Annotated in this window: 12 protein-coding genes; 6 read left to right on the top strand and 6 right to left on the bottom strand. The window is 59.6% G+C overall.

Annotated elements, in window-relative coordinates:
- Window positions 1-173: 173 nt before the first annotated feature.
- From rpsT to mutM, 3 genes are all read right to left on the bottom strand, one after another.
- The gene (rpsT, locus tag WDZ78_RS14580) at window positions 174-440 is read right to left on the bottom strand and encodes a 30S ribosomal protein S20 (RefSeq protein ID WP_003493474.1); all 267 of its coding nucleotides are present in this window, start codon (window positions 438-440) and stop codon (window positions 174-176) included.
- A 195-nt stretch (window positions 441-635) separates the two neighbouring features.
- Window positions 636-1409: an enoyl-CoA hydratase gene (locus WDZ78_RS14575; protein ID WP_425673421.1), complete on the bottom strand. Its 774-nt coding sequence runs from the start codon at window positions 1407-1409 to the stop codon at window positions 636-638.
- A gap of 33 nt (window positions 1410-1442) precedes the next feature.
- The gene (gene mutM, locus WDZ78_RS14570) at window positions 1443-2339 is read right to left on the bottom strand and encodes a bifunctional DNA-formamidopyrimidine glycosylase/DNA-(apurinic or apyrimidinic site) lyase (protein WP_020011076.1); all 897 of its coding nucleotides are present in this window, start codon (window positions 2337-2339) and stop codon (window positions 1443-1445) included.
- Between the two features lie 143 nt (window positions 2340-2482).
- Here mutM and ubiE point away from each other — a divergent pair, with 143 nt between their 5' ends.
- The 3 genes from ubiE (at window position 2483) to WDZ78_RS14555 (ending at window position 5947) form a co-directional block, all read left to right on the top strand.
- Window positions 2483-3259 carry a bifunctional demethylmenaquinone methyltransferase/2-methoxy-6-polyprenyl-1,4-benzoquinol methylase UbiE gene (ubiE, locus tag WDZ78_RS14565; protein WP_020011077.1) on the top strand — a complete coding sequence of 259 codons (777 nt, stop codon included), beginning with the start codon at window positions 2483-2485 and terminating at the stop codon, window positions 3257-3259.
- Between the two features lie 36 nt (window positions 3260-3295).
- Window positions 3296-4870: a 2-polyprenylphenol 6-hydroxylase gene (ubiB, locus tag WDZ78_RS14560; protein ID WP_020811191.1), complete on the top strand. Its 1575-nt coding sequence runs from the start codon at window positions 3296-3298 to the stop codon at window positions 4868-4870.
- Window positions 4871-5032: 162 nt separating this feature from the next.
- Window positions 5033-5947 carry a sterol desaturase family protein gene (locus WDZ78_RS14555; RefSeq protein WP_425673420.1) on the top strand — a complete coding sequence of 305 codons (915 nt, stop codon included), beginning with the start codon at window positions 5033-5035 and terminating at the stop codon, window positions 5945-5947.
- A gap of 7 nt (window positions 5948-5954) precedes the next feature.
- Here the strand turns inward: WDZ78_RS14555 and WDZ78_RS14550 are convergent, their stop codons facing one another.
- From WDZ78_RS14550 to WDZ78_RS14540, 3 genes are all read right to left on the bottom strand, one after another.
- A complete protein-coding gene (locus WDZ78_RS14550; protein ID WP_003503813.1) occupies window positions 5955-6329 on the bottom strand; it encodes an MmcQ/YjbR family DNA-binding protein in 375 nt (124 codons plus the stop codon).
- The gene (coaBC, locus tag WDZ78_RS14545) at window positions 6326-7531 is read right to left on the bottom strand and encodes a bifunctional phosphopantothenoylcysteine decarboxylase/phosphopantothenate--cysteine ligase CoaBC (protein ID WP_425673419.1); all 1206 of its coding nucleotides are present in this window, start codon (window positions 7529-7531) and stop codon (window positions 6326-6328) included. The genes WDZ78_RS14550 and coaBC overlap by 4 nt, the downstream gene beginning before the upstream one ends.
- Before the next feature lie 69 nt (window positions 7532-7600).
- The gene (locus tag WDZ78_RS14540) at window positions 7601-9184 is read right to left on the bottom strand and encodes a peptide chain release factor 3 (RefSeq protein ID WP_003503817.1); all 1584 of its coding nucleotides are present in this window, start codon (window positions 9182-9184) and stop codon (window positions 7601-7603) included.
- A 90-nt stretch (window positions 9185-9274) separates the two neighbouring features.
- Between WDZ78_RS14540 and dut the strand changes: the two genes are divergently transcribed.
- From dut to cysK, 3 genes are all read left to right on the top strand, one after another.
- Window positions 9275-9745, top strand: coding sequence for a dUTP diphosphatase (dut, locus tag WDZ78_RS14535; RefSeq protein ID WP_425673418.1), 471 nt, complete (start codon window positions 9275-9277; stop codon window positions 9743-9745).
- Between the two features lie 143 nt (window positions 9746-9888).
- Entirely contained in the window at window positions 9889-10506 is a 618-nt protein-coding gene (locus WDZ78_RS14530; RefSeq protein ID WP_425673417.1) for a LysE family translocator, read from the top strand.
- Window positions 10507-10647: 141 nt separating this feature from the next.
- Window positions 10648-11616, top strand: coding sequence for a cysteine synthase A (cysK, locus tag WDZ78_RS14525; protein WP_425673416.1), 969 nt, complete (start codon window positions 10648-10650; stop codon window positions 11614-11616).
- Window positions 11617-11701: the final 85 nt, after the last annotated feature.

Genomic DNA, 11701 nt, shown 5'->3' with positions numbered 1-11701 from the left:
CCCTGAGTTTTCCAGAGACCTCCAGCAAGCTGTTGTTTTTACTGCAAATTTCCTGTCGTCCATCTGACATGCGTTTGTCACGTTACGGCAGCAATGGTTAACGGGCAGTTAGAATCACAAAAAGCCCGGTCAAAAGACCAGGCTTTTTGAATAATTATTTGTGATTAGCCGGATTAGGCGGAAAGAGCCTTAACGCGCTGTGCGAGACGCGACACCTTGCGGGATGCGGTGTTGCCGTGCAGAACGCCCCGGGTGGCGGCGCGCTGGATCTCGGGCTGAGCTGCCTTCAGAGCTTCGGTGGCGACTGCGAGATCACCGGAAGCGATGGCTTCCTCGACCTTGCGGATGAAGCCGCGAACGCGCGAACGGCGAGCCTTGTTGACTGCGGTACGGCGAGCGATCTTGCGGGTCGCCTTTTTCGCCGAAGTTGTATTGGCCATGTATGCCTCTCTTCGAATTCAAACCAAATTCCGCAACCATAGGATCGGGTCGTTCGAAGACCTCACGTAACCCAAGAATGCGGGAGTAATTTCGGACAAGCCGGATGGCTTTCCTTAACCGTGGGCGGGCATATACCGCTAAAGCTTACGCCCGTCAACGCGCAAAACGCTTAAAAGCGCCGATATTCCGAATCCTTAGCGATTCCGGAAAGCGGGTTTGCGCTTTTCCACGAAGGCGGCCATGCCCTCCTTCTGATCCACTGTCGCAAAGAGCGACTGGAAGGAGCGTCTTTCAAATCTCAGACCTTCCGAAAGCGGCACCTCGAAGGAACGGTTGACGCTTTCCTTGGCCATGAGCACGGAGGCACGCGACAGGGAAGCTATGCGGGTTGCCGCTTCCACCGCCTCGTCCATCAGGTTGGCAGCCGGCACAACACGCGACACGAGACCGGCGCGCTCGGCTTCCGCCGCATCCATCATGCGGCCGGTCAGAACCAGGTCCATGGCCTTCGCCTTGCCGACCGCCCGTGTCAGCCGCTGCGAGCCGCCCATGCCCGGAATGACGCCGAGGGTGATTTCCGGCTGGCCGAACTTCGCCGTATCAGAAGCGATGATGAAATCGCACATCATCGCCAGCTCGCAGCCGCCGCCCAGCGCAAAGCCGGAAACGGCGGCGATGACAGGCTTGCGGGTGGCTGCAACTTCGTCCCAGCTACCGAGAAAATCGCCGACATAGGCATCGACAAAATCCAGCCCCTGCATTTCCTTGATATCCGCGCCCGCCGCAAATGCCTTTTCTGAACCGGTAATAACGATCGCACCGATGGAATCATCGGCGGAAAACGAAGACAGAATGTGCCGCAGCTCTTTCAGGAGCACCGAATTGAGAGCGTTGAGCGCCTTGGGGCGGTTGAGGGTGATGACACCCACCTCATCGCGTTTCTCGACCAGTATCGTTTCATAGTCCACGGCAGTCTCCCCTTCTCCGTTACTCCGGCAGCATTACTTCTGGCAGGCGGCGCAATAAAAGGTCGAACGACCGGCCTGCACCACCCTTTCAACCGTACCCCCGCAGCCGGGTGTCCGGCAAGGCTGGCCTTCCTGATCGTAGACCGAAAAGGAATGCTGGAAATAACCGAGCGTTCCGTCCGTCTGTATATGGTCTCGTAGTGAGGAGCCGCCGGCGGCGATGGCGTCGGCGATGACATCGCGGATTTTCTCCGTCAGATCGATGAGCTGCGCTTTGGGCTTGCCACCTTTCGTCACCAGCGTTCCCGCGGCCCGAAGGGGCGAAAGATGCGCGCGCCACAGCGCCTCGCAGACATAGATATTGCCGAGGCCGGCAATGACCTTCTGGTCCAGCAGCGTGCTTTTCAGGGGCTGGCTTTTGCCTTCAAACCGGCTGGCCAGATAATCCGCGCTCAGCGCATTGCCAGTCGGCTCCGGGCCAAGCTCGGCAAAGGCCGGGTAAAGATCGAGCTTGTTGCGCTCCACCAGATGCATGAAGCCGAAGCGGCGCGGATCATTATAGATGACGCAGACGCGCTCTTCGCCTTTATCCAGATGAAAGACGACATGGTCATGCTTGCCGTCCTTCGAGCGGGCGTGATGAAACGCACCCGGCGTCTTGCCAGCCTCATCCGTTTCCGCCTCGATACGAAACGAACCGGACATGCCGAGATGGGACACGATCGTCAGCCCGTCTTCCAGCTCGATGAGAAGATATTTCGCCCTTCGTCCGAGCGATATGATCGTCTTGCCCTCGATCAGCCCCGCGAAATCCTCCGGGAAAGGAAAGCGCAGATCCGGGCGGCCGAGATGGAGGCGGCGGACCATTGCCCCTTCCATGGCGGGCGCAAGGCCACGTCTGACGGTTTCGACTTCTGGCAATTCTGGCATCTGGCTTATCCGGCAGTTTATCGTTAGGACCATGTGGTCTATACAGTGCACGCGAAATGTCGCGCCCAGGCGATGCGGCAACAGATAGCGTTGCCATGGCGTTTCCGCTATGGTCCGCCACGCAATAAATATGGAGACAGACGATGACTGACGCCCGTACCACTGCCCAAGGCGGCATGGAAACGTCCTATGGCTTCCACAAGGTGGACGAAGGCAAAAAGCAGGGGCTGGTCAACGAGGTCTTCCATAAGGTGGCCAAGCGCTACGACATCATGAATGACGTGATGTCGGCCGGTCTGCACCGGCTGTGGAAGGACGCGATGGTCTCTTCGCTTTCGCCGCGCAAGGACCCGTCCTACAAGATTCTGGACGTTGCGGGCGGCACCGGCGATATTGCCTTCCGTATCATCGAGGCCTCCAACCGTCTGGCGCATGCCACCGTTCTCGATATCAACGGCTCGATGCTGGCCGTCGGCGAGGAGCGTGCGGCAAAAAAGAAGCTTTCCGACAATCTGACCTTTGTGGAGGCCAATGCCGAGGAGCTGCCCTTCGAGGCGAATACATTCGACGCCTATACGATCGCGTTCGGCATTCGCAATGTGCCGCGCATCGATGTCGCACTGAAAGAAGCACATCGCGTGTTGAAGCGCGGCGGGCGGCTGCTGGTGCTGGAATTTTCCGAAGTCGATATGCCGCTGCTCGACCGTGTTTATGACGCCTGGTCGTTCAACGCCATTCCGCAATTCGGCAAGATGATCACCGGTGATGCCGAGCCCTATCAATATCTGGTCGAATCGATCCGCAAATTCCCCAATCAGGAAGATTTCGCGACGATGATCCGCACCGCCGGCTTCTCCCGCGTGACCTACACCAATTACACCGGCGGCATCGCCGCCCTGCATTCCGGCTGGAAGCTTTAAGACCATGGCCGGTAAAAGCAGGAGACAAGCATAAGCATGAGTACTTTGGGCGCATATTTCCGCCTCGCAAGGGTTGGCTGGGTTCTCGTGCGCGAAGGCGTCGTGCTGGCCCTGCCCTCCGACGACCTACCTGCTCCCGCCCAATTATTAAAAGCGCTGCTGAAGCCATTCGCCCGCAGCAAGGCGAAACGGGCGCAGCGCAGCGACCGGCTGGCGGTGGCTGTGGAGCGGCTCGGGCCCTCCTATGTGAAGATGGGTCAGTTTCTTGCGACCCGGCCGGATGTGGTGGGCGCCGACTTCGCCGACGATCTCGCGAGCCTTCAGGACCGCATGGCCTTTTTCCCGGCGGCTGCGGCGAAGGCCAATATCGAGGGCTCGCTCGGACGGTCGGTGTCTGAACTCTACAGGGAATTCGGCGATCCGATCGCCGCGGCTTCCATTGCCCAGGTCCATCCGGCAATGGTGGACACACCAAAAGGCCCGCGCAAGATGGCCGTCAAGGTCATCCGCCCCGGCGTGCGCCAGCGTTTCCAGAACGATCTGGAGGCGATGTATCTGATCGCCGACCTGCAGCAGCGTTTCGTCCGCTCCGCCCGCCGCCTGCGCCCCGTCGAGGTGACGCGCACGCTGGAGCAGACGACGAAGATCGAGATGGATCTGCGGCTCGAGGCCGCCGCCCTTTCCGAACTTGCCGAGAACACCAAGGACGATCCCGGCTTCCGCGTTCCCGAGGTCGATTGGGAGCGCACCGGCCGCGATGTCGTCACCATGGAATGGATCGACGGCGTCAAGATGTCTGACATCGAGGGGCTGAAGGCCGCCGGCCACGACCTGAACAAGCTCGCCGATACGCTGATCCAGTCCTTCCTGCGGCACACGCTGCGCGACGGCTTCTTCCACGCCGATATGCATCCCGGCAATCTCTTCGTGGATGCGGAGGGCGAGATCGTTGCCGTCGATATGGGCATTGCCGGACGCCTTGGCAAAAAGGAACGCCGCTTCCTTGCCGAGATCCTCTACGGCTTCATTACCCGCGACTATATGCGGGTGGCTGAGGTGCATTTCGAGGCCGGTTATGTGCCAGGCCACCACGACAAAGCCAGTTTCGCGCAGGCGATCCGCGCCATTGGCGAACCGATCCACGGCCAGCCGGCCGAGACGATCTCCATGGGCAAGTTGCTGACGTTGCTGTTCGAAGTGACCGAACTCTTCGACATGGAGACGCGGCCGGAACTCGTCATGCTGCAAAAGACCATGGTGGTGGTGGAAGGCGTGTCGCGCATGCTCAATCCGCGCTTCAACATGTGGAAGGCGGCCGACCCGGTCGTTGGCGGCTGGATAAGGGACAATCTCGGCCCGAAACGCGTCGTCACCGATCTGAAGGATGGCGTGAAAGCCGCCCTCAAGCTCGCCGAGGCGGCACCGGAGATTGCCGCCAAGACGGAAAAGCTGCATTCCGAGTTGATGTATATGAGCGAGAACGGCCTGCGTTTTGATGCGCAGACGGCGGAAGCCATCGGCAAGGCGGAAGCGCGACATACCAAATGGGGGCGGATAGCGCTCTGGGTGATTGCGCTGACGCTTCTCTATATTGCGATCAGGGTAAGCTGAGCATTTCGGCACCGCGATGTGCCATGTTTGTGTAATGCATTGGAGCGATAAGGACCTGATCTTTGATCTAGACAGGTGATCGATGCGGGTAACGGCTGCTCTGACCCTGCGCGAAAGTGCGCCGATGGTAGAGACGGATACGCCGGACGGGATTTGATTTTGATGGCAAAAGCGCAAGTATTAAAAGAAACCCTTTCCTATACCTCCTGGCCACTGGTTTTCGCCGGCGGCCTTGTGGGTTCCTACTTCGCTTTTGCGAGCAACCATCCGATCGCAGCCTTCCTGACGGTTTATGCAGGCGCTGTTCTCAGCCTGTTTCTCCTCGAGCGTTATATTCCCTATGAGGTCGAATGGCTTGAGGGAGACGGCGAGACCATCAACAGCATCGGTCACACGCTTCTGACGAAGGGGCTCGTGCAACTCGCTGCCGCCGCCGCGGCAATCTTCCCGATGGTCGCCGCGAATGTTCTACAGCCGCTGGCGGCGATGCGGTTCGACCTCTGGCCGTCCCATCTGCCAATGATCGTCCAGGTCGCGCTTGCGGTGGCGATTGCCGAGTTCGGTCTCTACTGGGCCCACCGCATCGCGCATGAAACGGTATTCTTCTGGCGGTTCCATGCCCTGCATCACAGCGTCGTTCGGCTCTGGGTCGTCAATACCGGTCGGTTCCATGTGGCCGACTCCCTGTTCAAGATCGCGCTCAGCCAGATTCCGCTCTATTTCATGGGTGCGCCGCTTCAGGTTTTCTGGTGGCTCGGCGCCGTGACCGCCTTCATCGGTATTTTGACCCATTGCAACGTCGACATGAAAACGGGGCTGCTCGATTACATCTTCAGCACACCGCGCCTGCACCGCTGGCACCATTCGAAGCAGCTTCCGGAAGGCAACACCAATTACGGCGAAAACCTCGTCATCTTCGATCTCATCTTCGGGTCCTACCACAACCCGGACCGGCCCTCGTCCACGGATATCGGCATCAAGGGTGAGATCGCAAAGGGGTTCGTGCCGCAGCTTCTGCAACCCTTCACCAAAGAAGGCGTCCGCCAGATCATCGGCAAGGACAAGAAGGTCAACTGACGGAAAATTACAGACGGGGTGCGGTATCGATCACGATGCCGAGTTCGCCCCGCAGCTTTTTTGTCAGGCCGGCGGCGACAAGCTCATAGGAACGGCGCACATAGTGCTCCAGTTCTTCCTGTTCGAGCGGTGAATGATCGGCAATCGAGACCCATTTGCGTTTGGCGAAATAGGGCGCCTGAGCAATGCCTTCGAGTGAGGTCAATATTTCGAAGCTCTCTTCCGAGCATTTCACCACCAGCCGCCAGTCCTCCCGCTCGCCGAGCACGGCAAAGACCTTGTCGCCTACCTTTGCCACATGCGAGTCCCATTGATCGACGAAGCGTACGCCCGGCCATTCACCAAGCACCCTGTCGAATGTCTTGCGATCGAACAGGCTCATGCGAGTTTCTCCGCGATCAGTGCCGCCAGATGTTTTGCGACTTCGGTCTTGTCCAGATCCGGCCAGGCCTCGACACCGTCCGCTGAAATGATTTTCACGCTGTTGCGGTCCCCGCCCATGATGCCGGTTTGCGCCGAGACATCATTGGCGACGATATAATCCGCCCCCTTGCGTTCCAGCTTCGCCCGGCCGTTCTTTTCGATATCCTGTGTTTCAGCGGCAAAACCCACCACCAGCGTCGGGCGCTTTTCATGATGGCCGACGGTTTTGAGAATATCGGGATTTTCCGTCAGCTGCAGCGCCGGCGGCGCATCGCCCGGTTGCTTCTTGATCTTCTGTTCCGATGAACCCGTCACCCGCCAGTCGGCGACGGCGGCGACCATGACGGCGATATCCGCCGGCAGCCTCGAGATCACCGCATCGCGCATCTCCTCGGCGCGCTCGACATGAACTGTTTCAACACCTGCCGGATCGGCAATCGTGACGGGACCGGAAACCAGCGTGACCTTTGCACCCAGTTCCGCCAGAGCCGCCGCAATGGCATGGCCCTGCTTGCCGGAGGAACGGTTGGCGATATAGCGCACGGGATCAATCGGCTCGTGCGTGGGACCGGAGGTGACGATGGCCGTTTTACCCTGCAGAGGCTTTCGCCCCTCATCCAGCAGTGCGGCGACGGCTTCAACGATCTGCAATGGCTCGGCCATGCGGCCAAAACCAGCCTCGCCCTTCTCCGCCATCTCGCCAGCCATCGGGCCGATGAAAAACACACCGTCTTTTTTCAGCGTTTCGACATTGCGGAGCGTGGGCTTTGCCGACCACATTTTCGGGTTCATGGCGGGTGCGACCAGCACCTTGCGATCCGTCGCGAGAAGAATCGTGGAGGCGAGATCGTCGGCCAGACCGTGCGCCATCTTCGCCATCAGATCGCCTGTGGCGGGAGCCACCAGCACGAGATCGCAGTCGCGCGCCAGCCTGATATGGCCTACATCCTGTTCATCCTGCCGTGAAAAAAGCTCGGTGAAGACATGGGTGGCGGACAGCGCGCCGACGGCAAGCGGGGTGACGAATTCCTGCGCGCCCTTCGTCATCACTGGCGTCACCTTAGCGCCACGCTCCTTCAGACGACGAATAAGATCGAGGCTCTTATAGGCTGCGATGCCGCCGGAGATGATGAGGAGGATATGTCTGCCTGAAAGCGTCATGATGCCGGACCAGTTTCCCGTTTCAGGGGAAACTAAGCCCTTGGCATTCAAAGTGCAATCCGGCTGATATCACGCCGCCTTGGCGACGTGATATTCCTTGATGGCAACCATTTTGATTGCCGGGAAACGCTCGGATTCGTAACGTAGAGAGAAGGCGTCCTGCGCCAGAAACACCGGGTCGCCGTCCAGATCGCGGGCGATATCGCCGCGCTTGACGTTGAGGAACTTGTCCATTTCCGCCGGCTGATCGGAGGAAATCCAGCGGCAGACCGAAAAGCGCGACATTTCGAAGGAGACCGGCAGGCCGTATTCGCCCATCAGGCGCTCCTTCAACACATCGAGCTGCAGCGCGCCGACAACACCGACAATGGCCGGTGAGCCATCTTCCGGCGAAAAGAGCTGCACAACGCCCTCTTCTGCCATCTGCTGCAGGGCTTCCTTCAGCTTCTTCGCCTTCATGGCGTCTTCCAGACGCACGCGGCGCAGGATTTCCGGCGAGAAGTTCGGCACGCCCTGAAATACGAGGTTTTCCCCCTCGGTCAGCGTATCGCCGATGCGCAGTGTGCCATGGTTCGGGATGCCTACCACGTCGCCCGCAAAGGCGGTATCTGCCAGCTGGCGCTGCGAAGCGAAGAAGAATTGCGGCGCGGTGAGCCCCATCTGCTTGCCGGTGCGAGCAAGCCGCGCCTTCATGCCGCGCTCCAGCTTGCCGGAGCAGATGCGGGCGAAAGCGATACGGTCGCGATGGTTCGGATCCATATTGGCCTGAATCTTGAAGACAAAGGCCGTCATTTTCTCTTCAGCCGCATGGACGGTGCGCGTATCCGCCACCTGATCGCGCGGCGGCGGGGCGAAATCGCCAAGCGCATTGATGAGGTCACGCACACCGAAATTGCGCAGCGCCGAACCGAAGAACACCGGCGTCATGTGGCCTTCGAGGAACGCCTGACGGTCGAAAGGACGGCAGGCTTCCAGCGCAAGCTCGGTTTCTTCGACAAAAAGCTGACGTTCATTTTCCGGCAGGCGATCGGCAACCGCCTGCGGACCGTTGACCGGCAGCCCGTCAACCTGGGTATCGTTGCCGCGGAAGGTATTTTCGGCGAGATTATAGGCGCCGCAGAAGGTTTTGGCGCGACCGACCGGCCAGGTGATGGGCGCAGTATCGAGCGCGAGCTTTTCCTCGACCTCATCCAGAATCTCGAAGGGATCGCGGCTTTCGCGGTCCATCTTGTTGATGAAGGTGATGATCGGAATATCGCGCATACGGCAGACTTCGAAGAGCTTCAGTGTGCGCGGCTCGATACCCTTGGCGGCGTCGATGACCATGATCGCCGCATCCACCGCCGTCAGCGTGCGGTAGGTATCATCGGCAAAGTCCTCGTGGCCGGGCGTATCGAGAATATTGAAGACCCGGTCGTTATATTCGAAGGTCATGACCGAGGTGACGACCGAAATGCCGCGCTCACGCTCGATCTTCATCCAGTCCGAACGGGTCTGGATGCGATCCTTCTTCGCCTTTACTTCACCGGCGAGCTGGATCGCTCCGCCGAACAGCAGCAGTTTTTCGGTAAGCGTGGTCTTACCCGCGTCCGGGTGCGCGATAATAGCAAAGGTGCGGCGGCGGGAGACCGCCTCGGCAAGTGTTTCGGCCATCTGACAAATCCTGTGGAATTGCGGGCTATCTAGCGTTTCAGGCCCGCATTTGCAATTGACCTTGCCGCGATCTCGGCAAACTAATGCCGCATGACCGTTCAAAATGACAATAGCCCCCTTCTCCGTCTCGTCCGTCTCGCCAATGGCACAGACCTCGAATTGCCGTCCTACGAAACCCGTGGCGCCGCCGGCATGGACCTGCGCGCTGCCGTGCCCGCCGGTGAAACGCTGACCCTGCAACCGGGTGAACGCGCGCTGGTCCCGACCGGTTTCATCTTCGAGGTTCCGCAGGGTTACGAGGCGCAAATCCGCCCCCGCTCCGGCCTCGCCATCAAGAACGGCATCACCTGCCTCAACTCTCCCGGCACAGTGGACAGCGATTATCGCGGCGAAGTGAAGGTCATTCTCGCCAATCTGGGGCAAGACGTTTTTATCATCGAACGCGGCATGCGCATCGCGCAGATGGTGATCGCGCCGGTAACCCAGGTTGTCGTGAGCGAGGTGACGGAGACCTCCGAGACGGCGCGGGGCGCCGGCGGTTTCGGCTCCACCGGCGTTTAGCCACACCGCTTGGCCGCTACGCTGGGCAGCCCGCTTGATCAGACCGTGTGTTCTGCCGTTGCGGCAGGACAGAGGGAGTGGACTGATTGTCTTTGCCGGGCAATTTCGCTATGGATTTGGCGGATTTTCCGGGAAACACTATCATGACGCTGACGACCCTTTTCGCTTATGCTACCGCCCTCTTCATCGCCGCCGCCATTCCCGGCCCCGGCATGACGGCGATCGTGGCGCGAGCTCTGGGTTCAGGCTTTCGGGAAACCTTCTTCATGGGTCTCGGGCTGGTGCTGGGCGACATGATTTACCTGACCGGTGTGATCCTGGGGCTGGCCTTCGTCGCGCAGACCTTTCAGGAAGCCTTCATGGTGCTGAAATTCGCGGGCGCTGCCTATCTTCTCTATATCGCCTGGAAGCTTTGGACCGCCGGCCTGCTGCCACAGGAGCTGAAGGCGAAGAAAAGCACCAGCATGCGGATGTCGTTTCTCTCCGGCCTGCTGATCACACTCGGCAATCCCAAAACCATGCTGTTTTACGTGGCGCTGGTGCCGACGCTGATCGATATCCGCATGATCGGCCCTTCGGAATATGCGACACTTCTCGCCATCACCTTTGTCGTGCTGATGGCGGTTCTCCTGCCTTACATCCTGCTTGCGGCCAAGGCGCGTAACCTCCTGAAAAGGCCGAGCGCCTTGACGATCCTCAACCGCACGGCGGCGGGTATTCTGGCGGGAACGGCGACCATGATCGCGATCCGCAGCACGTAAAACAAATTCGTGCATTTATGCGATTTATCGTGAAATTATTCCTGTAATTCGGGGATATTAGGACGAACGTTCGCTAGCTTGAGAAAGCTATTGCTCCTATTCTGCCGCTCAAATCTTGCGGTCTTTACACAGGAGAACACCATGCCCGAAGCCAGAAAGCCCGGACGCGGACGCGTCTATTCCTCTATTACGGAAACAATCGGCGATACGCCGATCGTGCGGCTCGACAAGCTGGCGAAGGAGAAGGGCGTGAAGGCCAACCTTCTCGCCAAGCTCGAGTTTTTCAATCCCATCGCTTCCGTGAAGGACCGCATCGGCGTCGCCATGATCGAAGCTCTGGAAGCGCAGGGCAAGACCACCCCCGGCAAGACCACACTGGTGGAGCCGACCTCCGGCAACACGGGTATTGCCCTCGCCTTTTCCGCCGCCGCGAAGGGCTACAAGCTGATCCTGACCATGCCTGAAACCATGTCGGTTGAGCGTCGGAAAATGCTGGCCCTGCTCGGCGCCGAACTGGTGCTGACCGAAGGCCCGAAGGGCATGAAGGGCGCCATCGCCAAGGCGCAGGAACTGGCCGAGACCCTGCCTGACGCGATCATTCCGCAGCAGTTCGAAAACCCTGCCAATCCGGATATTCACCGCAGGACGACGGCGGAAGAAATCTGGAACGACACCGAAGGCACGGTCGATATTCTCGTCTCGGGCATTGGCACCGGCGGCACCATCACCGGCACGGGCCAGGTGCTGAAATCGCGCAAGCCCGAAGTGAAGGTGATTGCCGTCGAGCCCGCCGACAGCCCGGTTCTTTCCGGCGGCAACCCCGGCCCCCACAAGATTCAGGGCATCGGCGCCGGTTTTGCGCCCGCCATCCTCGACACCGGTATTTATGACGAGATCGTCACCGTCACCAATGATGAGGCTTTCGAAATCGCACGTCTGGCGGCAAGGCTGGAAGGCGTGCCTGTCGGCATTTCCTCGGGTGCGGCGCTGGCGGCAGCCATCAAGGTCGGTGCGCGTGAGGAAAATACCGGCAAGAACATCGTCGTCATCATTCCTTCCTTTGCGGAACGCTACCTTTCGACGGCGCTTTTCGAAGGCCTTGGGCTTTAAGCCACGCTTTCGAGCGCGGCGCGATCCCGCATCGGATTAGCGAATATCCCGATGTGCCGCTGGCCCCGCTGGCGGCACAATGGTT

The organism is Agrobacterium sp. M50-1, assembly GCF_049843495.1.
Lineage (GTDB): Bacteria > Pseudomonadota > Alphaproteobacteria > Rhizobiales > Rhizobiaceae > Agrobacterium > Agrobacterium radiobacter.
This window is presented reverse-complemented; position numbering and strand designations above follow the sequence as displayed.